Annotated in this window: 19 protein-coding genes; 12 read left to right on the top strand and 7 right to left on the bottom strand. The window is 55.4% G+C overall.

All coding sequences use genetic code 11. The annotated features are described in order from the left end of the window. Positions 1-364 precede the first annotated feature (364 nt). The 9 genes from brxL to VXJ24_RS10780 all read left to right on the top strand — a co-directional run bounded on the left by brxL (position 365) and on the right by VXJ24_RS10780 (position 10568). Positions 365-2548, top strand: coding sequence for a BREX system Lon protease-like protein BrxL (gene brxL, locus VXJ24_RS10820; RefSeq protein WP_330972930.1), 2184 nt, complete (start codon positions 365-367; stop codon positions 2546-2548). A gap of 320 nt (positions 2549-2868) precedes the next feature. Next, on the top strand, positions 2869-3360 hold the full coding sequence (locus VXJ24_RS10815; protein WP_330972929.1) for a PTS sugar transporter subunit IIA: 492 nt from the start codon (positions 2869-2871) through the stop codon (positions 3358-3360). 152 nt (positions 3361-3512) lie between these two features. After that, the gene (locus VXJ24_RS10810; protein WP_330972928.1) at positions 3513-3998 is read left to right on the top strand and encodes a PTS sugar transporter subunit IIB; all 486 of its coding nucleotides are present in this window, start codon (positions 3513-3515) and stop codon (positions 3996-3998) included. Between the two features lie 72 nt (positions 3999-4070). After that, a complete protein-coding gene (locus VXJ24_RS10805) occupies positions 4071-4874 on the top strand; it encodes a PTS mannose/fructose/sorbose/N-acetylgalactosamine transporter subunit IIC (RefSeq protein ID WP_330972927.1) in 804 nt (267 codons plus the stop codon). After that, positions 4874-5719 (top strand): PTS system mannose/fructose/sorbose family transporter subunit IID, encoded by an 846-nt coding sequence (locus VXJ24_RS10800; protein WP_330972926.1) that lies wholly within the window; start codon positions 4874-4876, stop codon positions 5717-5719. Before VXJ24_RS10805 ends, VXJ24_RS10800 begins: the two co-directional genes overlap by 1 nt. 2 nt (positions 5720-5721) lie before the next feature. Continuing rightward, positions 5722-6837 (top strand): SIS domain-containing protein, encoded by a 1116-nt coding sequence (locus tag VXJ24_RS10795; protein WP_330972925.1) that lies wholly within the window; start codon positions 5722-5724, stop codon positions 6835-6837. A 135-nt stretch (positions 6838-6972) separates the two neighbouring features. Continuing rightward, on the top strand, positions 6973-7698 hold the full coding sequence (locus VXJ24_RS10790; protein WP_330972924.1) for a GntR family transcriptional regulator: 726 nt from the start codon (positions 6973-6975) through the stop codon (positions 7696-7698). A 459-nt stretch (positions 7699-8157) separates the two neighbouring features. Continuing rightward, positions 8158-9651 carry an N-acetylglucosamine-specific PTS transporter subunit IIBC gene (nagE, locus tag VXJ24_RS10785; RefSeq protein ID WP_330972923.1) on the top strand — a complete coding sequence of 498 codons (1494 nt, stop codon included), beginning with the start codon at positions 8158-8160 and terminating at the stop codon, positions 9649-9651. Further along, entirely contained in the window at positions 9648-10568 is a 921-nt protein-coding gene (locus VXJ24_RS10780) for a DUF7916 family protein (RefSeq protein ID WP_489685563.1), read from the top strand. The genes nagE and VXJ24_RS10780 overlap by 4 nt, the downstream gene beginning before the upstream one ends. Positions 10569-10689: 121 nt before the next feature. On the opposite strand, the gene VXJ24_RS10775 is transcribed toward VXJ24_RS10780, so the two are convergent. Genes VXJ24_RS10775 through VXJ24_RS10760 form a run of 4 tightly spaced genes read right to left on the bottom strand, consistent with a single transcriptional unit; the run spans position 10690 to position 17487 of the window. Next, positions 10690-11430: a Crp/Fnr family transcriptional regulator gene (locus VXJ24_RS10775; protein WP_330972921.1), complete on the bottom strand. Its 741-nt coding sequence runs from the start codon at positions 11428-11430 to the stop codon at positions 10690-10692. A gap of 41 nt (positions 11431-11471) precedes the next feature. After that, positions 11472-13856 (bottom strand): DEAD/DEAH box helicase, encoded by a 2385-nt coding sequence (locus VXJ24_RS10770; protein ID WP_330972920.1) that lies wholly within the window; start codon positions 13854-13856, stop codon positions 11472-11474. Positions 13857-13859: 3 nt separating this feature from the next. Then, entirely contained in the window at positions 13860-15242 is a 1383-nt protein-coding gene (locus tag VXJ24_RS10765; RefSeq protein ID WP_330972919.1) for an ATP-binding protein, read from the bottom strand. Then, the gene (locus VXJ24_RS10760) at positions 15235-17487 is read right to left on the bottom strand and encodes a TerB N-terminal domain-containing protein (protein WP_330972918.1); all 2253 of its coding nucleotides are present in this window, start codon (positions 17485-17487) and stop codon (positions 15235-15237) included. Before VXJ24_RS10760 ends, VXJ24_RS10765 begins: the two co-directional genes overlap by 8 nt. Before the next feature lie 219 nt (positions 17488-17706). Here VXJ24_RS10760 and VXJ24_RS10755 point away from each other — a divergent pair, with 219 nt between their 5' ends. Together VXJ24_RS10755 and VXJ24_RS10750 are read left to right on the top strand one after the other, a co-directional pair. Beyond that, the gene (locus VXJ24_RS10755; RefSeq protein ID WP_330972917.1) at positions 17707-18792 is read left to right on the top strand and encodes a DUF389 domain-containing protein; all 1086 of its coding nucleotides are present in this window, start codon (positions 17707-17709) and stop codon (positions 18790-18792) included. A gap of 36 nt (positions 18793-18828) precedes the next feature. Then, positions 18829-19533 (top strand): 2-phosphosulfolactate phosphatase, encoded by a 705-nt coding sequence (locus tag VXJ24_RS10750; RefSeq protein WP_330972916.1) that lies wholly within the window; start codon positions 18829-18831, stop codon positions 19531-19533. A gap of 81 nt (positions 19534-19614) precedes the next feature. Here VXJ24_RS10750 and VXJ24_RS10745 read toward each other — a convergent pair whose 3' ends face one another. Next, positions 19615-19863, bottom strand: a complete 249-nt coding sequence (locus tag VXJ24_RS10745; protein WP_330972915.1) for an NADH-ubiquinone oxidoreductase-F iron-sulfur binding region domain-containing protein — start codon at positions 19861-19863, stop codon at positions 19615-19617. Between the two features lie 254 nt (positions 19864-20117). Then, the gene (locus tag VXJ24_RS10740; protein WP_330972914.1) at positions 20118-20411 is read right to left on the bottom strand and encodes a type II toxin-antitoxin system RelB/DinJ family antitoxin; all 294 of its coding nucleotides are present in this window, start codon (positions 20409-20411) and stop codon (positions 20118-20120) included. Positions 20412-20717: 306 nt separating this feature from the next. On the opposite strand from VXJ24_RS10740, the gene htpG reads away from it, so the two are divergent. After that, on the top strand, positions 20718-22691 hold the full coding sequence (gene htpG, locus VXJ24_RS10735; protein WP_330972913.1) for a molecular chaperone HtpG: 1974 nt from the start codon (positions 20718-20720) through the stop codon (positions 22689-22691). 141 nt (positions 22692-22832) lie between these two features. Here the strand turns inward: htpG and VXJ24_RS10730 are convergent, their stop codons facing one another. Beyond that, a complete protein-coding gene (locus VXJ24_RS10730; RefSeq protein WP_330972912.1) occupies positions 22833-22991 on the bottom strand; it encodes a hypothetical protein in 159 nt (52 codons plus the stop codon). Positions 22992-23088: the final 97 nt, after the last annotated feature.

The raw sequence follows: 23088 nt of genomic DNA, 5'->3' as shown, positions 1-23088 counted from the left end.
TGCATGTCCCGCTCTCCGGCATCGCAGCCACGGCCACGGTCCAGCCGAAGCTTCCTGCGAGCTTGCCTAAGCCGTTTGCAGTTCAGGGAGCCTAACTATGCCGGAGGTACTCAGCCATTAAAGAGATTAACCGCCTGAGCAGTCAGGTTCAGGAGCTCTCCGACTGGGAGCGTGATGTGGTCTATGACCTTGCGCAGAAGCATGTGCATATAGACCTCGATGACGGAGTGAAGGTGAACTACAACAAGTTCCCGCATGCCTTGGCAAAGGTTCCGGGTCTCAGCGACTGGAAGTAGATGCTTTGTTGGTCGTAGACTGGGTTCATGTTATTCGTCTCCGCTGGCAAGAGAGAGTAAGGTACTCGATGGACGATCTCGACAGGAAGCTCAATGACAACTTTGCGGGCTATGTAGTCCGCAAGGACCTGGTGAAGCTTGTACGTGGCAATGCTGCCGTACCGAGCTACGTCCTCGAGTACCTGCTGGGACAGAACTGCGCTACGGATGACGAAGAAGAGATTCAAGAGGGCATCGAGCGTGTGCGTGACATCCTTGCTGCCCACTATGTGCAGCGTGCTGAAGCCGGTGCCATCAGGAGCGATATCAAGCAGAAGGGCTTTCAGCGCGTCATAGACAAGGTCTCTGTCGACCTTGTCGAGAAGCGGGATGCCTATGAGGCAACGTTCGAGAACCTTGGCATCTCCCATGTGCTGGTGACAGAAGACATCGTGAAGAAGAACCGCCGCCTCCTTGTCTCTGGTGTCTGGTGCATAGCGGATCTCTCTTATTCGGCAAACGAGGCAAAGAACGAGTCTCCCTATCTTCTAAAGTCGCTCAAACCCATCCAGATGGCCAACTTTGATTTGGATGGCTTCATCGATGGGCGTAGCCAGTTCACAGCTAGCGAATGGATCGATATCCTTATCCGCTCTATCGGGCTGGATCCGGCACAGCTGGGAGAGCGTGCCAAGCTCTTCCAGCTTACGCGTCTCGTTCCATACTGCGAGCGCAACTACAACCTTGTGGAGCTGGGCCCCAAGGGTACTGGCAAGTCCCATGTGTTCAGCGAGTTCTCGCCCCATGGCATCCTGATTTCTGGCGGAGAGGTGACGCCTGCCAAGCTCTTCGTTAACAACTCCAATGGCAAGATCGGTCTCGTAGGCTATTGGGACTGCGTCGCCTTCGACGAGTTTGCAGGTAAGAACAAGCGCCCGAAGCCTGATATCGTAGACATCCTGAAGAACTATATGGCCAACAAGAGCTTCAGCCGCGGCATCGAGCAGGTGTCTGCAGAAGCATCGCTTGCCTTTGTCGGCAACACAAGCCATGATGTCGGCTACATGATTGGGCAGACAGATCTCTTCGAGGACCTTCCTGCGGTCTACCATGATTCGGCCTTCATCGACCGTATCCATGCTTATATCCCGGGTTGGGAAGTCGATATCATCCGTGGCGATATGTTCAGCTCGAATTATGGCTTCATCGTAGACTATCTGGCAGAAGCCCTGCGCACGCTGCGTACACTTGACTACTCTGGCCTCTACAGGGAGCGCTTCGAGCTGTCAGACGATCTTTCCACCCGAGACCGCGATGGCATCCTCAAGACCTACTCTGGCCTCATGAAGATCATCTTCCCGGGCAAGAACGCTACAGCCGAGGAAGAGGCAAAGATGCTGGAATTCGCAATGGAGCTGCGTTGCCGCGTCAAGGACCAGCTCTATCGCATCGACGAAACATTCTCCCGTACGCACTTCCGCTATCGTCTCAAAGGTGGAACATGGCAGAGCGTAACAACGCTCGAGGAAGACAGCTACCCGCGTATCTACCACTCCCGTGACAGAGTGCCTCTGGATGGGGAGGACGTAGCACCTGCTGCAAAGCTTGCGCAGCAGAAGACAACAGCGGAAGATGCTAGCCCACATGCTTCCGAACGGAACGACATCCAAGCCGCTGATGCGCCAGAGGTGCCTGCTGTCTCAGAAGAGGAGGACGATGGAAGAGGAAAGGACGAAGCAGTCGGGCCAATTTCTCTGCCTTCTCCAGAGTCGAAACTGTTTGAAGGGCACAAGACCTTCCGTGAGAACCAGCGCGGCATCTCCTATGAGAGCCTGTTCGGATCCTATCTGGATGGAGTTCGTTCTGTCGAAATCATCGATCCTTACATCAGGAACTTCTACCAGTGCCGAAATCTCATGGAGCTACTCGAAGTGATACTGAGCCACTTCGACTATTCGGTACCGGAAGTGAAGGTGCATCTCCTTACGGCGCCGGATGAGCATCTGGACTCCAGACAGACAAGCTATTTCGACCAGATGGCAGAGTCCTTTGCACCCCTGGGACTTGATTTCAGCTATGACCTGGATACTACGCATACTATCCATGCCCGCCATCTCATCATCAACCATGAATGGGATATTCTGCTCGACAGGGGACTCGATATCTGGCAGCGCTTCGATGCGAATGATGCTTTCTCTGTCGAGGCTGGCATGCCTGTGATGCGCAGAGTGAAGCAATTCGAGGTCGTGTATCAGAGGATGAATCAGATTTAGGCATCGCAGCGTCCGAGCCAATAAAGAGAGCCTCTTGCCTTGCGCTTATTCTCGATTTCTGTTGCTCAATCATGCGGCCAATGATCTTGAGAGGGCTATCTGTGTGATTTAACGAAGCCAAGGGAAAACGAGTGGCATGAACCGATATGCATTTGGGCAAGCCTAGTTCAATGCTTGTCTCCCTGCTCGTATTGTCAGTACTTATGTATATAACAAATTATTTCTGATTCATACCGTACACGGTAAGAAATATGCCGTTTAACAGATGAATATGAACAGCTTTCAAGCTGATACACGTATGAAACTCTCAGATGTATAAGATGTATATAACAACAAAAGAAGGAGTCGCAGTGCGGTTGAACAATATAGTTCTGGTAACACACAAAGGCTTTGCTACGGGAATCCGCTCCGCGCTTCGTCTTATCATCGGAGATGCTTCAACAATCAAGATTGTTGAAGTAGATGTCGACGATGCTATGGACTCTGTATGTGAACGGCTAGAGAGTGCGGTAAATCAATTCCCCACAGAGGAGACGGTACTGCTCATAACTGATATTCCTGGAGGCAGTCCCACGCAGGCAGCTCTGAAGCTGAACCCTCTGCATCCCAATATCATCTGCATCACTGGACTCAATCTAGGCATGCTCCTTGAACTTGCTTTGCTTCCCATCGAGGAGAAGGAGTTTTCGGTTGCAAAGAAGCTTGTGAGAGATGCCGTACTTTCTTCCAGGAACGCTATTGGCTTGTTGGAGGACATCGCGAAATCGAGCGATACAGCAGCTGCTGATGATTCTGAATCAGATGAGCTATAAACGGCTTTGCTGTAAAAGGAGTTAACAGACAGGCGTCGATTTTGCAGAAACATGCATCTCAATCCGCCTGCAGATTCAGATTAGGAACTATTCGTTGGACTCGCTTGAAGGCACAATGACCACTCGTTATGACAAAGAGATTGGAGTGTTGGATGGTTGAATTGCTACGCGTTGATGACCGGCTTATACATGGGCAAGTTGCTGTAAGCTGGACGGCTTATCTGAGCGCCGATACCATTGTGGTTGCAAATGATGCTGCCGCTCACAATGATCTCATGAAGGCGGCATTCAAGATGGCAAAGCCTCCTCAGGCTGTACTTTCAATCAAGTCGGTTGAAGGCGCCATCCTCGTTCTAAAGAATCCGAAATACACCGATAGACACATGTTCGTTGTCTGTGCAAGTTCCGAAGATGCAGTGCGTATTGCGGAAGGTTCAGGAGCTATCCACAAGGTATGTCTAGGAGGCATCAGACAGACGGGGAATCGAAAGCGTATCTCTCCGCAGGTATTTCTGGACAGTTCCGATATGACTGCATTAGAAAGGCTGGAAGCGCTTGGTATCCAGGTATCGCTTCAGTCAGTTCCCGACCAAAGACCTATGAGTCTTGCCGATATCAGACGAATCTATCAGTCGTAACAGATCGATGGGACAATGCCGGCTACGGTCCTGTCAGTTCTGCATGCTAATGGCTTATGCAAGGAGGACATTATGGTTGTACAGGCTCTTCTTTTAGGCATTTTGGCAGGATTTGGAATATGGGATGGACGCGTCGCTGGACAGACCATGTTCGAGAGGCCGATAGTCCTTGGTCCTATTGTCGGCCTCATTCTGGGCGATGTGCAGACTGGCATCATCATGGGCGCTTCCGTTGAGCTCGTCATGATGGGTGTTGTGGGAATTGGTGCCGCTGTACCGCCTGATGTTGTCTGCGGCGGCATTCTCTCTACTGCCTTCGCAATTCTTTCCGGCCTCGATACGGGCACGGCAGTCGCACTTTCGCTTCCGATTGCTACTCTGGGTCAGCTCTTGGGAATCCTTGACCGCACCCTGAATCTTGGGTTTGCCCGGTGGGCTGACAAGGGCGCAGCTGAAGGGGATGCTGGCGTAGTCACAAAGGCTCTTTGGTCTGGTGCCGCTCTGTTCTGGATTACGTCGTTCCTTGTCGTCTTCCTGGGTGTACTTCTTGGCTCGCAGGTCATCGGCGACTTTGTCAACTGGCTCCCGACGTTCATCACGCATGGGTTCACTGTTGCCTCCGGCATGCTTCCTGCTCTTGGTATCGCAATCCTTATGACGCTCATATTCGACAAGACAAATGCTGCATATCTGTTCGTCGGGTTTGTCCTCACTGCTCTGCTCGGTATGAGCACTACGGGCGTTGCCGTCGTTGGTGGCGTTATTGCATACGTGTTCTACCAGGCAACGATTGTCCGGAAGCGCGAACTGGAGAGCATATCGGTGGCTCAGCTGGATCAGGAAGCAGACTCTGACGATTTGGATGGTGAATTGTAATGGCCGGAAATCTCGATCAGCCAATGAAGAATGGCGGCATTGTCACAAAGAACGATATGCGTCGAGTCTTTTGGCGCTCTTTCCCACTCCAAGCTTGCTTCAATTATGAACGAATGCAGAACGTTGGTTTCTGCTACTCAATGCTTCCGATACTTGAACGTCTTTACCCCGATAAGAAGGAGCTGAGCGCAGCGCTTGAGCGGCACCTTTCATTCTTCAATACAACTCCCCAGGTTGTGACAATCATCACCGGTGCATGCATTGCGATGGAGGAGCAGAACCGTCAGGCCGAACTTGCTGGCGAACATTACGACATCGAATCAATTACCGCCCTCAAAGCTGCCCTTATGGGTCCCGTTGCAGGTATCGGCGACTCCTTCTTCTGGGGGACCTTCCGCGTTATTGCTGCTGGCGTTGGATGCGGCCTTGCCCAGCAAGGATCGATTCTTGGAGCTATCCTCTTCCTTCTCATTTTCAATGTTCCAGCTTTGCTGGCAAGATACTATGGCCTGAAGATTGGTTATGAGAGCGGTGTCGGATTCATTGACAAAATGCAGAAAGATGGCACCATCGAGCTGCTGACGAGCTGTGCAAAGATACTCGGCCTTTGCGTTGTCGGAGCCATGATTGCATCGATGGTCACCTTCACTACGCCTCTTGTTATTACTGCTGGTGAGACAAGCGTAGAGCTCCAGAGCATCTTCGATCAGATACTTCCTGGCATTCTGCCGCTTGGCTTGACATTCATTTGCTATGCCCTTCTGAAGAAGGGGCACAAGACAACTTCTGTCATGTTCGGTTTGATTGCTGTTGGTATCATCGGATCACTTATTGGAGTGCTCTAGCTATGTCAAGTATTATGTACGACTATATTCGAGAGACGCCTGTCGTATTGACCTCAATTATTAATGACCGCAAGAGAATCTGCTCGTCTTTTGTGGAGGCCTTCAGGGACCGAAAGATCAAGACGGTATATCTCATAGGGTCCGGAACGAGCTATCATGCGGGTGTTTCAGCCAAGCTCTATCTGGAAGAGCTGACTGGATGGAAAATCATACCGATGTATCCAACCCGTTTTGCTCGCGATGAGAAAGTGTATGACCACGATGCGCTTGTCATAGGCATCTCGCAGGGAGGGCAAAGCCTTTCTACGGCAGAGGGGCTGGATGCAGCTAGCTCACGCGGTCTTATGACGGCTGCTGTCAGCGCAAATCCGGATGCCCTTGTGTTTGAGCATGCGCAAGTGAGTACGATGCTAGAAGTTGGCAATGAGCTTTGCGGAGCAAAAACCAAAGGCTATGGTGGATCCATTGCTACAGTAATGATGATGGTTACTGAGCTTGCTCTTGCAAAGGGGATCGTGACGGATGCGCAGATCCAGCCATATCTTGAGCGCATGAAGAAGGTCATCAACAACCTGCCAGCCATCTTCGAAGCTTCTGATGCATGGTATGACCGAATAGCTGATGATTTCTATCCTGCAAAGAGAATTATCGTAGTCGGATACGATGGCATGTATGGCGATGTGCTCGAAGGTGCACTGAAGATTCTGGAAACCGTGCGGCAGGGTGTTGCCGGATACGATATCGAGGAATTCTTCCATGGAATATATAATTCGATATCCGAAGATAGCTATCTTTTCTATCTTGCTTCGAAGGGTGACTATAAGCCTCGGACGTTTAAGCTCATCGATATATTGAGTGAATGGACGACGCACAACTATCTGATTGGCTCACCTGATGGTATAGAAAGTCAGAAGGCTTTTGACTGCATCGCAGACTTCGAAGATGACCCGCTCTTCTCTTGCTGGGAATACATAATTCCGCTCCAGATGGTTGCATGCAAGGCCTCTCAAGCACATGGAATAGACCCTTCGATTCCCAAAGATCCGCTGTTCCATGAACGGATAGGAAGTAAAGTACTTGATGGAGTGCATGACAACTACACTACTGACGGCAAGTGAGGTGTAATCATTGACGATTGATGCTGCAAGCAGCCAGGATTCGACCTGGCTGCTTGCAGCTCATTTCTTGAATGATAAACTCGACAAGACACCTTGAGATAGATTCATTGCCAAGAGCGGAGCCAGGCTGATAGCATGTCACAGGATACCTCATCACCTCTGTACCAGCAGATATATGCAGATGTAAAGGCATCCATTACTGATGGAACATATGCTCCCGGCGATCAGCTGCCAACCGAACAGGAGCTGTGCAGCAAGTATGGCGCCAGCAGAATCACTGTGCGCCGCGCGCTTAACGATCTTTGCACCAATGGTTTTCTTATAAAAAGGCAGGGTGTTGGCACCTTTGTGAGCAAGGTCCATTTCGACCGTCAGCTTCGCCATAGCGCAGGGGAGCTTCGCTCTTTTACGGAGCTCTGTCATGAGGCCGGCATGACCCCGGGAGCTCACCTTATAAGCCAGCAAATCGTTCCCGCACGTGATGATGAGAGACGTTTCTTCCTACTTGGAGAGGACGCGTTGCTGGTATATGTGCAGCGTATTCGTACTGCAGATGAAGTACCAATCTACGAAGAGAACATGTTCCTGCCATATGATGAATTCAGAGGTCTCATGGATGTGGATTTTGAAGATGCCTCATTCTTTGACCAGATTGAAAAGGTCAGTGGCAGACGGCCGATCCGCAATGTGAGCCTAACACTGGAAGCGGTTGCTGCATCAACCAATCAGGCTACACTTCTCCATGTTCCGAAGAAATCCCCGCTCATGTACATGAACGCAAAGTTCGTAGATGCTTCCAACGTACCCGTTGCGATTGGACGTCAGTATTATGTTGGTAGTCGATATGCCTTTGACGTATAGATAGCATTGCTTTGGGCTTAAGACGTGTGGAGAGCTTGCAGCATTGTTGGGTTTCCTAAACTGCAAGCTTCTCATTCGGCTTCTGACTGTGTGCCGTAGCTATGATCGGGGTGTCGAAGGACGGGTCGCGCTTGAGACACGTTTCACGGAGTAGATGAGCGCAGGCATATCCGGAGGTCTCGTAGCGCTACTTTAAGCAGAGATGAGTTTGTGTGCTGCATCCAAGTCTTTAATAGCTCCCTGAAATATAGCAGTCCCTGTATCGTAGATCCGAAACTACCTATGAACCATGGAAAACAATACCGTAGCACAAAGATGACTGTTCACGTATCGCGGGACTGAGCTAAAGGTTTATCAAACCGTTCACGGAGATGCAATGTAATAGAGACTGTTAGTGACCTATTACAAGACTGCAGCTTGCAGCTGCAGCCATATTCATGCACGTCTTTGGAGGAATATATGCTCAAGACATTGCAGCGACTAGGTAAATCACTGATGTTGCCAGTGGCATGCCTGCCAATTGCAGGAATTCTCATGGGTATTGGCTATCTGCTTGCGCCGAGCGCTATGGGTGCTACAGGAGTCTATACAACAGCGCCGTGGATGGTGACGCTTGGCACGTTCCTGATTGACGCTGGCGGCGCCCTGATCAACAACATGGCCATCCTCTTCGCTATTGGCGTAGCAGTGGGCATGGCGAACGAGCGCGATGGTGCATCTGCGCTGGCAGGACTTGTTGCGTGGCTTGTTATTACTACACTCCTGGCTCCGAAGACCATTGCAGCGCTTCTGGGCATTGAAGTTGATGCAGTCGATCCGGCCTTCTCTCATATCGAGACGCAGTTTATCGGTATCTTGGCAGGCATTATTGGTGCCATGTGCTTCAACCGATTCAAGAATCTAAGGCTTCCGGATTATCTCGCATTCTTCTCTGGCCGTCGTGCCGTTGCCATCGTGACGGCACTTGTCTCGCTCGTGGTTTCTGCCATTCTGGCAATTGTCTGGCCTCTGCTCTACAACGGACTGGTCTTCATTGGCACAAGCATTGTGAGCCTGGGTGCGGTTGGAGCAGGCATCTATGCATTCCTCAACAAGCTTCTGCTTCCATTCGGACTGCACCATGCCATCAACTCTGTCTTCTGGTTCGATGTGGCAGGCATCAATGATCTGACCAATTTCTGGTCTGGTACACAGACTGCATACGGGACAGGCATGTATATGACAGGCTTCTTCCCGTGCATGATGTTCGGCATCCCTGCAGCGGCGTATGCCATGTATCGCCAGGCAAAGCCTGAGCGCAAGAATCTTGTGAAAGGTCTTCTGGTGTCCGCTGGCCTCTGCGCTTTCCTGACTGGCGTGACGGAGCCGTTCGAATTCGCTTTCCTGTTTGCGGCTCCTGGCCTTTATCTCGTGTACGCAATCCTATACGGCATCGTGACAATAATTACGGTCTCGCTACCCGTTCGTGCAGGCTTCTCGTTCTCTGCTGGCGCAATCGATCTGTTCTTGAGCTCATTCACGCCATGTGCTAAGAATACCTGGATGATCATCCTCATCGGCATCCCGACAGCGGTCCTGTTCTATCTTGTATTTGCGTTTGCTATCAAGAAGTTCAATCTCAAGACACCTGGCCGCGAAGATGATGATTCGCCAGTTGTGGTAGCGCAGAACAATGCATCTGCACAGGCAAATACTTCTTCCTCCGATGAGAATTTTGCCGCAATAGCAGCTCGTATTCTCGAGGGGCTTGGCGGCAAGGAAAATGTGGCAAGCTGCGAAAACTGCATCACACGTCTCCGTATCGAGGTCAAGGATCCTTCGAAGGTAGCCGAAGAGAAGATAAAGGGTGATGGCGTCATCGGAGTCATGAGGCCAAGTCCACAGGCTGTGCAGGTCATTGCAGGCATGCAGGTCCAGCAGCTTGAGAATGAAATGGAAAGGCTACTTAAATGACGCGAAGGCTTATCGACTGCAGCGCTTCAGAAGTCGCAGGATTCACGAAGGGAGAGAAGCTCCAATCTCTTGCAGGCTGTGAAGGCAGAGTAATGGCTGCAGAAACTATTGGAGCTGTGACACCTCTCTTAGGTGACATCTCTAATGCAGAGCTTGCAAGCGCCCTGGGAGCAGACATCGTGCTGCTCAACCTCTTCGATGTGCTGCATCCAGCAATCGAGGGGCTTCCCGAGCATGTACCGGAAGACACCATCCATCTCGTGAAGAAGCTCACAGGCAGGCTCATTGGCATCAATCTGGAGCCTGCTGCAGGAGGGGCCGGCGGAACAGACAACATCTGGCATATGACAGAAGGCAGACGGGCGACGGCAGAGAATGCCAGGCGTGCACGCGACATGGGCGTGGACCTCATCGTCGTGACAGGAAACCCCGGCATAGGCGTCTCGAACGAGGACATCTGCGCTGCGCTCAAGGAGCTCAAGGCTGCCGTGGGCGAGGATGTGATCCTCGTCGCAGGAAAGATGCACGCATCGGGTGTTCTTGCAGAAAGCGGCAGGGGAGTGCTCACGCCGGATGAGGTGCGCGCCTTCGCAGATGCCGGTGCTGACATCATCCTCATGCCTGCACCTGGCACGGTACCGGGCATGACGGAGGAGGTCGTGGCGGAGCTTGTGCAGGAGGCGCATGCACGAGGCAGGCTTGCCCTTTCCTCCATAGGGACAAGCCAGGAAGGCGCCGATGTGCAGACCATCAGGAGCATCGCGCTCATGAGCAAGATGGCAGGCGTCGATATCCACCACATCGGGGATTCGGGCTATACCGGCATTGCCGTGCCGGAGAACATCATCGCCTACTCGGAGGCCATTCGTGGACGCAGGCATACCTTGAGAAGCATGGCAAGATCGCGCCTGAGATAGAGCGAGTAAAGAGGGGAGACGCTCTGAGGGAATGTCTCTCCTCATGAAGGAAACAGCTGCAGTGGCATATCTTGGCCGCTGTAGCTGTCTCTTATGTTATTGGTATGCATCCGCTCAGTTGTTATCCTTGCTCAAGCCCGATCGTCTCGAGGCCTGGCCTGTCAATGACCTTGAGACGTCCTCTGCCCAGGCGCTTCACAAGCTCCTCGCGCTCGAAGGCAGAGAGGATGCGAGATACGGTTTCAGGACGCAAGCCCACCGAGGCTGCAATATCCTCGAGCTTGAGGTTGATTTCCCTGTTGATGCAGCGCTCGTCACGATGCAGAAGATACTCTGCCAAGCGGCGTCTCGGATCCCTGATGCCGAGCATCATGATCTTCTCTTCTGCATCGTCGAGCTCGGTTCCAAGCATCTGTATCAGGCTCATGGCTACATCAGGATGTGCTGCCAGAAGGGCTTCGAAGTCCGCCCTCTGGATGCGGCAGAGCTCCACCTTCGTGAGGCATCCTACCGAGTAGTGATAGATATGATCTTCCAGGAACATCCCATGCCATATCGCCTGTCCGTCATGCAGCACATCCAAGACGGTCTCTTCGCCCTCGGCGTCGCTCCTGAATGTCTTGATGCGGCCCTTGCGGACAATGAGGACAGACTCGATCGGGTCTCCCTCATGCACGAGGATGGCACCTTTCGGCCATTCCTCGTGCGTCGCCCGCTCTGCAAGCTCTTCCTTGGCCGAGGTGGGAAGGCCAGCGAAGAGACGGATCTTGTCCATGCAGGTGCTCAGGTGCTCGCGGTAGGCACAGCCTTTGACAGGGCAGCTGCTGCCTGATATGCGCTTGTCTGTACCTGCATCCTGCATGCTGGCCTCCACTAGAACCTTCAGCTAACTTTTGTCCATTCCTATGATAGCGTGTGCCGGTCTTGATGCGGCAGCTTCGCGTATCTCTCTCCCCATGAACGTACCCGCTCGAGCATGCCTTCTACATCGAGGACGCCTTCTGCAAAGCCTTTCCGTATGAGCTCTTCAGGCACGAACTCGTCGTACTTGTCGAAGTAGGGGACCTCGCCTGGATAGAGGAGCTCCATGGGGTCAAGAGGCTTCGAAGCTTCCTCTGCAAGCACCTGGTAGAACTCTTCGCGGGAGGATTTCATGACAAACTGCATGAAGTAGGGACGTGAGGAGTCGAGGCCCTTGAGGCCGAGCTGGCCCGCGCACTTGATCTTGAGGAACCGTTCCAATGCCAGGAAGGCATAGGTGCCAAGCCAGGGGAAGAGCACCCACGTGCGGCCACCGAGGTTGATCAAGGGCTCGTCGCATACATGGGCATTGGCTGCGACATGGCGGGCCTGCTGGATGCGGGCACGTGCATTCGTCTGGAGGTAGGGGTAGATCGTATCCTCCAGAAGGACGCCTCTCATGCGCTCCAGGATATGCGTATTGATGTCTCCTGCAACCATGCCGAAATAGGCAGGGACCTTGCCCTTGACCTTTGTGCACTCGATCAGATGGCGCTTGTAGTCGATCTCCTCGATGACCCAGACAGCACCGGCAATGGCGATGCGCTCGCCGACAGGAGGTGGCTGCACGATCGTGCCAAGCTCCTGGGACTCGCTTCTGACCGTGAACTCCTCATCCGTGGCAAAGACCGCATAGAAGCGGAAGTCATTGATCTGCCGTTCGCCGGCGAGGCCAACGATGAGGCCGCCGCCCTCGGTGCGCTCTATCTGGTCGATATCCAGAAGATGCCTGAGGAGCACCTGGTAGTCCTCGAGAGACACCCTATGGAACGGCGTCAGGGTCAGCACCTCGCGTGCCAGCTCCTGCGGTGCCATCTCGCCTGAGCTTGCAAGCACCGCCATGGTCTGATGATAGAGAAGGCTATAGGGGAGGCCATCAAGTCTCGGCGGCTCGACCCAGCGATCCTCTAGATAGAGCTGCACCAAGGCTATGCCCTGAAGGAGCTTCCAGGGGATGGTTTCAGGCATCAAGGCTCTGGCTTCTGGCTGCTCCTCGCGCATGACGAACCACATCTCGGAAGGCTCGCCTCGCCTGCCTGTCCTGCCCATGCGCTGCAGGAAGCTCGAAACCGTGAACGGCGCATCGATCTGGAAGGCGCGCTCGAGGCGGCCGATATCGATGCCTAGCTCCAAGGTTGCAGTCGTGCAGGTCGTGAGCTTTGTCTCCTCGTCGCGCATGAGGTCTTCGGCGGACTCCCTGAATGAGCTCGAGAGGTTGCCATGATGGATGAGGAAGCGGTCGGGCTCTCCTGCTGCCTCGCAGTACTGGCGAAGCGTCGTCGTCACGGCCTCGCACTCCTCGCGCGAGTTGCAGAAGACCAGGCACTTCCTGTTCCTCGTGTGCTCGAAGATGTAGCCGATGCCTGGGTCTGCAAAGACCGGCGCCTTGTCGGAGGGCGCCTCTGCATCCGGAAGCTCTGGCTCGGGCGCTGCGTCTTCCGGCAGGTCTTCCTTGGCAGGGATGTGCTCAGGCGCTGCGACGATCTGAGGCATCTCGTAGGCAGGCTCATCCTCGTCTTTCGTGACACCGCCGAGGCCGTCTTCGCCACGCTCTGGTGCCTGCGGACCTGAGATGTAGAAGTGCTCCATGGAAAGGCGCCAGCGCTCCTTGGGGCCTTCGAACTTCGGGATCACGCAGTCCCTGCCTGTCCCCATGGACAGATACCTTCCCGTCGCGATAGGGTCGCCTATCGTCGCAGAAAGGCCAATCCTTCTGGGGTTCACATGGGCGAGGCGGCTTATGCGCTCGATGCAGCAGAGCGTCTGGTCTCCTCGGTCGCCCCTGAGAAGCGAGTGCACCTCATCGATCACCACATAGCGGAGGTCTCCGAAGATATGGGGGATGGCAGAGTGCCTATGCAGGAGCATGGCCTCCAAGGACTCCGGCGTGATCTGGAGGATGCCTGAGGGGTGCTTCAGCATCTTCTGCTTGTGGGACTGCGAGACATCGCCGTGCCAGTGCCAGACGGGGATGCCGCCTTCAGCACATAAGGGGTCAAGACGCAGGAACTGGTCGTTGATCAAGGCCTTCAAGGGCCCTATGTAGATGCAGCCGACGCTTGCAGGAGGGTCTTCCCAGAACTCCGTGAGTATCGGGAAGAAGGCTGCCTCGGTCTTGCCGGAGGCGGTAGAAGCGGTCAAGAGCACATTCTCGTCGGTGTCGAAGATGGCCTTGGCAGCTGCCACCTGCACGGCTCTCAGGTTCTGCCAGTTCGAGCTATAGATGTAGTCCTGGATGAAGGGTGCATAGCGCGAGAAGACATCCATGGACTAGATCTCGAATTCCGAGAAGCGGTCATGCTCTTCTGCAGGTGCTGCAGAAGAGGCAGCGTGCTTCTTCTTTGCGGCAGCCTCGACAGGAGCATCCACCGGGGCCTTCAGGAAGTCGCCCTGGATGAGGTCGTCTGCCTTCATACCGGGGTTCTGGCAGAGGATATCCAGGAGCTCGATGAAGTCGCGGATGACCTCGCGCGGCGTCAGATGGGAGTCTGCACCGACGCGCTCGAACTCGGCAGCAAGGAACTGCACGAGGCTCTCCTGTGTGATTGTCCTCGTATAGCCGAAGAGGCCTGCGTGGATGTCCGCGAGCTTCTCCACGAGCACAAGGAGCTCCTCGTGGGTGAGCGGCTCGAGATGGATGACCGGGGCCAGCATGTCCGAGAGGCCGCCCTGCGCGAAGCGCCCCTGCGTGAGCCTCGAACGCAATGCCTCGTAGGAGTAGAGGCCGCGCCTCCTGTCCTCGATCGTCTGGGGTGTGCCGCCCATGATGATGCCGAGATAATGGGCCTTGCCCTGGAGCGTGTCGTTGTACATCGTGAGGATCTTCTCGTAGTTGTACTGGCGGCTCACGGCATTCGGAATCTTGTAGAGGTTCACGAGCTCATCAATCAGGATGATGAGGCCCTCATATCCTGCAGCCTTCAAGAACGTGGCAAAGACCTTGAGGTAGTCATACCAGTCATCGTCGCCGATAACGATGTTGACGCCGAGCTCCTGGCGTGCCTCCGTCTTCGTGCGGTACTCGCCACGGAACCACTTCGTGACGAGGGCCTTCTTCTCGTCGTCGCCCTCGATGCTTGCATGCCAATACATGGTGAGAAGGCGTGCAAAGTCATAGCCATGCACGAGCTCCTGGATCTGGCCCATGACCGCCATGATCCGCTTCTCCATGGCAGCCTCGAAGCCAGGAGCATCTGGCGCCAGCCCGTCTTCCATCGTGACCTGTGTCTGGATGTTCGAGACCCAGCGGTCGAGCACGAGGTTCAGCGCTCCGCCATCAGGCCTTGTCTTCGTCGAGAGGTTGCGGATGAGCTCTCTATAGGTAGCAAGGCCCTGACCGCCCGTGCCCTGGAAGCGGCGCTCAGGGGAGAGGTCGGCATCGCAGACGACGAAGTTGTTGCCCATTGCATGGTTCCTGATGGTCTGCAAGAGGAAGCTCTTGCCCGAGCCATAGCGGCCCACGAGGAAACGGAAGGAGGCGCCTCCCTCCTTCACGAGCTCTAGGTCATGGAGCAATGCGGCAATCTCGCGTTCGCGGCCGACCGTGATATAGGGGAGGCCGACGCGCGGGACGACGCCGCCTTTGAGGGAATTGATGATGACAGCGGCAATGCGCTTCGGCACGCGCGGGGCTGTCTGGTTCTGGTCACTCATGCACAAGAGCCTTTCTGAGATCTTCTGCGTAGTCTTCTATCGGTACGGGTCCGTCATCTGAGAACTCGAAGCATACATCGCCCTCGAGGTCGAAGAGCTTCTCGTTCATGCTGTCGATGAGCATGTCCAAGGTAGCGGGCGTAGCGGACACGATAGCTGTGTAGTCCCTGCCATCCAGCAGTGCCAGGGCAAGGTCGTACTCGGTATCCGTGAGCCCGAAGGGATGCGCTGCTTCTGCCTGCCTGGCAGGTGCAGCACCCTTTGTGCCTTCCTGCAGTACAGTTGGCGTTTCTGCAGCGGGAGCTGGGGCAGGGGCTGGTGCAGCTGTCGGAGCAGCAGGAGCGGGAGCCTCTGCAGGCACCGGTGCGACAGCAGGCGCCGTGACGGGGACTGCGACATAGCCTTCGCGCTCTTCGTCGACGAGGAGCGCTTCCTGCGTTACGTGCGCAGCGCTCCTGATGGAGGAGAGCTTCGAGAGGTCGACCTTGAAGCGCCTCTTCTCTGCCGCTTCCTTTGCCTTGGCAGCTGCCTCCTCTTCTTCCTTCTGGGCTGCTATCGCATCATCGATCATGCGCAGCATGTACTTCGGGAGGTTCTGCGGCTTCAGGGCATGGCCAAAGTCCCAGGCAAGGCGCATCTCTCGGTCAAGCTCGCGGAAGATGCGGGCAAGCTCGCGGCTCTTGTCCGGGTAGCTGCATGGCTCATGCACGACCCAGGTGCCCCGCTCATAGACAAGATAGGTTCCGGGTGCTGCATCGAAGCGCCTTCCCTCGGCACCAAGATCCTGCCTTATGGGTGCGTGGTAGAAGGGGAGCACGATCGAGCGGTAGGGGATGCCTACCGTGCCATCGATGAGGTTCTGCTTCCTCCTCTTTGCGCAGTGGAGCACATACGCATCGAAGAGTCTTCTTGTCACGGCTGCTGCACGTTCCTGGTTCTTGCGGAAGAACGGGGAGCGGGTGGGGTCGAAGGTCGAGATGCCGGCAAAGGCCTCGAGGAGCTCTGCGTCAGAGGGCGGCTCTATGCCATATTCCAGGTTGGGAGCCTCTCGCCCCTCCTTCTCATAGACCGCATTCTGTGCCCTGCGGAGGGTGGCCACATGGCTGAAGAAGGCAAGCGCATCATCCGAGAAGTAGGACTTGGGGTCGATGCCAGAGAATATTGCATAGTCATGCCTCAGAGACCTCAGCGCGTCTCTTGTCATGTTCCAGATCTCTTTGTCGCTGAAGAGCTTCAGGAGCTGGTCAAGCTCAGAGAGGATCTCTTCCGGTCCCATATCCGTGGCACCGACGATGAGCTCATAGGCATAGAGAAGGGCGCAGCAGCCGGGGGCTGCCTCCCTCATGCCCTCACGCCAGAGGGTCCTCCAGCGGAAGTAGTCACGGAGCTCTGTATTGTTGAGGGAGCTATAGGTCGGACGGTAGATCTGCCGCCAGCTATGGTCAGGGAAGGCGCGCTCCTCCGTATAGTCCTTCGCAAGCATGATCTGCTTCTCGAAGACCTCAGGGCTGTCCTGGTTCCTGCCTGCCTTCTTCTCGAGGGCACGGAGATCCCTGAGCGTCTCTGTGAGCGGTGCGGGGCGCCTTTCCTGTGGCTTGTATCCGCCATAGCTGTCATAGTAGCTGCTGCGATACGTTGCTCCATAGCTGCTGTAGCCGCTATTGGCCGACCCTGATGCCATCGTCTCTGCGCTGAACCAGTCCGGGCTCTCGAGATTGGCATCGAAGTCGTCAGCTTCTGCGCCATAGCCGAACGTATCGGTATCGTTTGCAAATCCGTCAGACGCGAAGTCGATTGCCCCCGTGTCATATGCCGTGCTCGGCGATGTGTGGGCTGGAGCGGTCCTCTGGGCAGGCTTGAGCTCATCCCTTGAAGGGATGGCTTCGTCTGATGCTTCCTCATCTGCATTCACGAAGCGTGCCGCTTCGGGGAAGAAGCGCTCGAACGTGCCGGAATCGGTGAGATCTGCCTTCTTCGATGCTTCGATGAGCTGGCTTCTGCGTCTGCGGGTGGGGTCTATGGGGTTTGAGGGAACAGCGGAGCTCTTCGTTACTGCTGCAGGTTCGGCAGGCTTTGAGGCGTCAGCTGCTGCCTTCTTATTCAGGAAGTCGGAGCCACGCATGATGAGAGGCTCATCTTCAGCGGTCTGGGCAAAGGATGCCTCGCCGCGGAGCTGCCTGCGCATGTCTTCCAGAAGACCGTCCAAGATATTGTCCCATTCCTCTCTGGAACGTCTCCTTGCCATCCGCTGCACCTCCTGCACAGACCCGAATTTTCCTATACAGAATCCATTCTACACGCTTGCACGCATAAGAACGTCTGTACGTAGAACCTTTACGGATTCCTGCGCGCCAGATATGCCGCATTCCGGCTTTCATGTGGCCACATCCCGAGAGAAGGGGAGAAGAGAGTTTCTGTCTCCTTTCAGCGGGTATATAGCCGGCGAAAGCGAGAGGTGAGGGCAGTGGAAAGAACGCATGCAGAGAAGAGCACGACCGGAAGGCTCAGGCGGCATCTTGCAAGCCTCTTCAACGTGCGTGAAGGCAGGGCTTCCTTCGAGGAGATCCGCCGCCGCTTCGTGAATGGCTCGCGTCTTGATGGTCCCCATCTCTGCATCCTCATCGTTGCAATGCTCATCGCCTCGATCGGCCTCAACACGAACTCGACCGAAGCCATTGTCGGTGCCATGCTGATCTGCCCGCTCATGGGCTCGGTTTTGGCCATCTCCTATTCGGTGGCAACGCTCGACCGGCACACGCTCGGAGACGCACTCCTGGGTCTTGCCATACAGGTTGCCTTCTGCCTTGCGACCTCGACCCTCTACTTCGTGCTGACGCCTCTTTCCTATGAGACGAACGAGCTCCTCACGAACTCGACGCCCACCGTCTGGGATGTGCTCATCGCCCTTGCCGGCGGCTTTGCGGGAGGCCTGGGAAACTCCCGCAACCAGGAGCCGACGACACTCATTGCAGGCGTTGCGGTCGCAACAGCCCTGATGCCGCCGCTCTGCGCTGTCGGCTACTACCTCTCCATCAGAAACATCGTCCAGGCATTGAGTGCCTTCTATGAGTTCGCGCTCAATGTCGTCTTCATCGCCTTTGCGGCAGAGATTGTTCTTCTGGCCCTGCGCATCCCGCTCTGTCCGGCTGCCGCGGCACGTGCCGATTCCGAGCGCTCTGCCAAGCGCATCCGCCGTACCCTCATCATCGCTACGGCGCTCTTCGCCGTGCCGTGCATATTCATGACAGCAGACATGGTGAGGCAGGCTGCAGCTACCAACGATGCTGCTACCGTGAGCTCTATGGATACCTATGAGACGCAGCTCACGGCGCAGGAGCTTCAGGCCGCGTGCCCTGCCGTCACTGAGTACCACGTCGGCACCGAGTTTGTCTCCGGAGGCGATACGCCGTCCCAGCAGGTCGTAGCCACAGTGGAAGCAGACCGTGCACTCACGACAGGCGAGAGGCAGCAGATCAAGAACCTCATAGAGATCCATGTGCCTCAGGTGAAGTCCATCAATTTCATCGACGGCACCGATTCAGAGTCGTAGGGTAGGCACGGAACGACTCAGAGGAAGGGGCAGAACATGAAGGTACAGATTCTGGAACTCGTCGAGGGTGCTAAGAAGGCAGAAGGCCTCACTGTCGTGATCGATGTGTTCCGTGCCTTTACGCTCGAGCCCTATCTCTTCAACCAGGGCGCAGAGAAGATCTATCCGATCGGCTCTGTCGAGGATGCCCTGGCGCTCAAGCGCGAGCATCCGGAGTATGTGAGCTTCGGCGAGCGCGGGGGAGCGCAGGTCGAAGGCTTCGAGTATGGCAACTCGCCCGTCCAGGTAGCGGGCGTGGACCTTACAGGCAAGACCTGCATTCACACGACCTCTGCTGGCACACAGGGCATCGTGAATGCCACAGGTGCTACCGAGGTCGTCTGCTCCTCTCTTGCGAATGCAGCGGCGACGGCACGCTATATCAAGCAGAAGAACCCTGAGACAGTCTCCATCGTCGCAATGGGCAATGCCGGCGTGGCAAGGGCTGATGAGGATGTGCTCTGTGCCCGCTACATCAAGGCGCTCCTCGAAGGGGAAGACCCCAAGGTGGCACACCTTGCCTGCCAGAGGGAAGCGATAGGCTTCGACACCACCTGCGGTGCCAAGTTCTTCGATCCCAAGCGTCCAGAGTTCCCTGTCAAGGACTTCGCATACTGCGTCGATGTGGACCGCTTCGACTTTGCGATTTCTGTCGGCCATGATGCAGAAGGCAGGCTCGTGAATACGCCCGTCAGGCTGTAAGAGCAGAAAGACAGAGCAGGAAACGCAGCAGGGCGCCCGGCAGATGCCGGACGCCCTGCGTCATGTCTGTGTGTATGGAACCTACTTCCTGTCCGAATCCACGTTGTAGCCGCCGCCCAGCGTGTAGCGCTTTGCAGCATGCAGCATGTTGACCTCGGCAAGTTCGAGCTTGCCGTCAATGTAGGGCTGATACATCGTGTCGATTGATGCCACACCCATGGAGCAGCCGCTGCAGTTCTCGCAGCTGCCATCGGCACAGAATGACAGACCCTTGCGGATGATCTCTATCCGCTCTTCGCGGGTCGTGTCTTTGATAAGGACGCTCTTCATATGTGCAGCTCCTCTCCTGGAACTGAGTTGTGTTCTACAGGAATTATTCCTCTTAAGGCAGCGCTCTTTCTTGTGAAATGCCTCTCTCCATGCAAGAGATGGAGAGGAGGTGAGCTCTCGACGAGATTGAGCCGTCCCAGCATCTCCTCAGGCTCTTCGGGAGCGAATGCATGGTCCATATCTCAGAAGCGTCAGCGGACACCAGCAGGATTGAGCTTCGCAATCGAGCCGGGCATGATGGACGTTCCAAGACTTCACGCATCTCTTCTTCGTGCCGCGCGCATCGTACGAGACTTCTCGCGAGAGATGACATCCCCTGCCTGCAGGTCAGCAATGTCCCGGGCGATTCCGCCCGAGATGGAAAGCTCAGGTTCATGCACTGCATGCTCCTTCATGCCTTCAGCTGAAGGCATGAAGGGAATCCTGCGTCCGCGTATGACCGCCCGTGCAAAGATGGCAAAAGTCTCGGAGGGGGACAGACCTATCTCGCGGCACACCTCCGTGAACTCTCTTTCGAGATCCTCGTCGCTATCGGCAGTCATGGCCATGCGCAATCCAATCTCTGGACGATGCATCTATCGTACGCATCGCTGGCATCTATCGAACGTGTCTTTCGCCGGGAGCGGCAGGGCGGAAGAATTGCTGTGCCAACCATACACGCAATGAAGAACTGTCGTGCAGAAAGCAAGCCGCTCCGCATTGTCGTCTTGGGGAGCCAGAAAGCGAAAACCTAAGCGCTTCAATATCAGATTTTATGCCTCATCTTGAATAGATGCATTTTCAGCGGGTACATCGATAAAAGTATGGAGAGGGCAGGACATAGCTGTCCTGCAAGGCAATGTGAGAGGATGCATATGAAACAGTTCAAGACTGAGAGCAAGAAGCTTCTCGATCTCATGATCAATTCCATCTATACGAACAAGGAGATCTTCCTCCGCGAGCTCATCTCGAATGCATCGGATGCTATCGACAAGCTGAGCTTCGAGAGCCTCACGAATCCGGATGTGAAGGTGGACCAGAGCTCCCTTGCCATCCGTCTTTCCTTCGATAAGGATGCCCGCACCATCACGGTCTCCGATAACGGTATCGGCATGACCAAGGAAGAGCTCGACAAGAACCTCGGCACAATCGCCCATTCTGGCTCCGAGCAGTTCAAGGAGGAGAACGCTGAGCGCCAGGGCTCCGATATGGACATCATCGGCCAGTTCGGCGTCGGCTTCTATTCTGCCTTCATGGTCGCGAAGAAGGTCCGCGTCGTGAGCCGTGCATATGGTGCGGATGCTGCCTATGCGTGGGAATCTGACGGCGTCTCCGGCTACACGGTAGAGGAGGCCAAGGAAGGTGAGCGCTCGAGCGCTGACGACCACGGCACCGATGTGATCGTATATCTGCGGGATTCCACCGAGGAAGACGATACGGACAAGTATCTCTCCGAGTGGGGCCTGCGCGAGCTCGTCGAGAAGTACTCGAACTATGTGCGCCACCCGATCCAGATGATGGTGACAAAGAGCCGCCAGAAGCCGAAGCCGGAAGATGCAGGCGACGACTACAAGCCCGAGTACGAAGAGTACCAGGAGCTCGATACGCTGAACTCCATGACGCCGATCTGGAAGAAGCGCAAGGGCGAGGTCGAGCAGAAGGACTACGACGAGTTCTATACGTCGACCTTCCATGACTGGGCAAAGCCGGCCCGCACGATCAGCTTCCACGCTGAGGGCACGATCTCCTATGACGCGCTGCTCTTCATCCCGTCTGAGGCACCGTTCGATCTCTACAGCAAGGACTACCAGAAGGGCCTTGCCCTCTATAGCTCGAATGTCCTCATCCAGGACAAGTGCGCAGACCTGCTTCCGGACTACTACAACTTCGTCCGTGGTGTCGTCGACTCGCCTGATGTGAAGCTCAACATCTCCCGTGAGACGCTCCAGCAGAACGCACAGCTCCGTGCCATCGCACGTCGTGTCGAGAAGAAGATCACGTCCGAGCTCCAGGATATGCGCGACAATGACCGCGAAGCCTATGAGAAGTTCTTCGAGAACTTCGGCCGTGGCCTCAAGTTCGGCATCTACAACTCCTACGGCTCCAAGGCAGATGAGCTTGCAGACCTCCTGCTCTTCTGGTCGGTGAAGCAGAACAAGTACGTCACGCTCAAGGAATACGTCGATGCAATGCCTGAAGGCCAGGACAGAATCTACTACGCCGCAGGCGAGTCCCGTGACCGCATCCAGAAGATGCCGGTCGTGAGCTCTGCACTCAACCATGGCTTCGATGTCCTTCTCTGCACGCAGGATGTCGACGAGTTCATGTTCCAGGTCATGCGCACCTACCATGTGGATGCTGTGGCAGGGGACTCCGAGCACAAGGGCACCGATGCCCGCGACCTCACGTTCACGAACGTCTCGAGCAAGGACGTGGACTTCGCGACAGAGGATGAGAAGGCTGACGCAAAGAAGACGGCTGACGAGAACAAGGACCTCTTCTCTGCCATGAAGGAAGCACTGGATGGCAAGGTCGAGGATGTCACGGTGGCCGCTGGTCTTGAGGATGCACCGGCCCGCGTCTCTGCAGAAGGCCCCGTGTCCCTTGAGATGGAGCGTGTGATTGCCCAGGGCCCTGAGGCAGGAACTGCCCCCAAGGCCAAGCGCGTGCTCGAGCTCAATGCTGCACACCCGGTCTTCGGCAAGCTTGTTGCTGCAGAGAAGGCAGGGGACAAGGACAGGCTCAAGCTCTATGGCCACATCCTCTACGATCAGGCATTGCTCGTCGAGGGCCTGCCTATCGACGACCCGGTCGAATTTGCCTCCGAGGTCACAAAGCTCATGGAGTAGAGCTTCTCTCATAGTCCATGGTCTGATGCCGGCGCCGCTCATGCGGGGCCGGCATCTTCTTTGCGTGCCGATCCGTGCTCGCATGGCCTTCGGGAATGCATGTCCAATGCTCTTTTGCAGGCTTCCTGGCTAGACCAGAGGCTATCTCTGAGCGTCGAAGTCGGGACGCATCATGCGATAGGCAAGAAGGCTCATCCGGTTTTGGTGGAAGTAGCGCCTCTTTCCATCGGGCGCTGCTATCTCTGCCATCTCGAAGGTGGAAAGCGGGAAATCGAATAAATGGCTGAGTACCTCCGGCATAGTTAGGCTCCCTGAACTGCAAACGGCTTAGGCAAGCTCGCAGGAAGCTTCGGCTGGACCGTGGCCGTGGCTGCGATGCCGGAGAGCGGGACATGCA

It is taken from the genome of Olsenella kribbiana (assembly GCF_036408795.1).
GTDB classification, from domain to species: domain Bacteria; phylum Actinomycetota; class Coriobacteriia; order Coriobacteriales; family Atopobiaceae; genus Olsenella_L; species Olsenella_L kribbiana.
Note: the sequence above shows the minus strand (reverse complement) of the source record. Positions and strands in the feature narration are given on the sequence as shown.

Bases quoted from the DNA above. Each gene is read 5' to 3' on its own strand.
- brxL (WP_330972930.1), top strand. From the start codon at position 365: ATGGACGATCTCGACAGGAAGCTCAATGACAACTTTGCGGGCTATGTA.
- VXJ24_RS10815 (WP_330972929.1), top strand. From the start codon at position 2,869: ATGTATATAACAACAAAAGAAGGAGTCGCAGTGCGGTTGAACAATATA.
- VXJ24_RS10810 (WP_330972928.1), top strand. From the start codon at position 3,513: ATGGTTGAATTGCTACGCGTTGATGACCGGCTTATACATGGGCAAGTT.
- VXJ24_RS10805 (WP_330972927.1), top strand. From the start codon at position 4,071: ATGGTTGTACAGGCTCTTCTTTTAGGCATTTTGGCAGGATTTGGAATA.
- VXJ24_RS10800 (WP_330972926.1), top strand. From the start codon at position 4,874: ATGGCCGGAAATCTCGATCAGCCAATGAAGAATGGCGGCATTGTCACA.
- VXJ24_RS10795 (WP_330972925.1), top strand. From the start codon at position 5,722: ATGTCAAGTATTATGTACGACTATATTCGAGAGACGCCTGTCGTATTG.
- VXJ24_RS10790 (WP_330972924.1), top strand. From the start codon at position 6,973: ATGTCACAGGATACCTCATCACCTCTGTACCAGCAGATATATGCAGAT.
- nagE (WP_330972923.1), top strand. From the start codon at position 8,158: ATGCTCAAGACATTGCAGCGACTAGGTAAATCACTGATGTTGCCAGTG.
- VXJ24_RS10780 (WP_489685563.1), top strand. From the start codon at position 9,648: ATGACGCGAAGGCTTATCGACTGCAGCGCTTCAGAAGTCGCAGGATTC.
- VXJ24_RS10775 (WP_330972921.1), bottom strand. From the start codon at position 11,430: ATGCAGGATGCAGGTACAGACAAGCGCATATCAGGCAGCAGCTGCCCT.
- VXJ24_RS10770 (WP_330972920.1), bottom strand. From the start codon at position 13,856: ATGGATGTCTTCTCGCGCTATGCACCCTTCATCCAGGACTACATCTAT.
- VXJ24_RS10765 (WP_330972919.1), bottom strand. From the start codon at position 15,242: ATGAGTGACCAGAACCAGACAGCCCCGCGCGTGCCGAAGCGCATTGCC.
- VXJ24_RS10760 (WP_330972918.1), bottom strand. From the start codon at position 17,487: ATGGCAAGGAGACGTTCCAGAGAGGAATGGGACAATATCTTGGACGGT.
- VXJ24_RS10750 (WP_330972916.1), top strand. From the start codon at position 18,829: ATGAAGGTACAGATTCTGGAACTCGTCGAGGGTGCTAAGAAGGCAGAA.
- VXJ24_RS10745 (WP_330972915.1), bottom strand. From the start codon at position 19,863: ATGAAGAGCGTCCTTATCAAAGACACGACCCGCGAAGAGCGGATAGAG.
- VXJ24_RS10740 (WP_330972914.1), bottom strand. From the start codon at position 20,411: ATGGCCATGACTGCCGATAGCGACGAGGATCTCGAAAGAGAGTTCACG.
- htpG (WP_330972913.1), top strand. From the start codon at position 20,718: ATGAAACAGTTCAAGACTGAGAGCAAGAAGCTTCTCGATCTCATGATC.
- VXJ24_RS10730 (WP_330972912.1), bottom strand. From the start codon at position 22,991: ATGCCGGAGGTACTCAGCCATTTATTCGATTTCCCGCTTTCCACCTTC.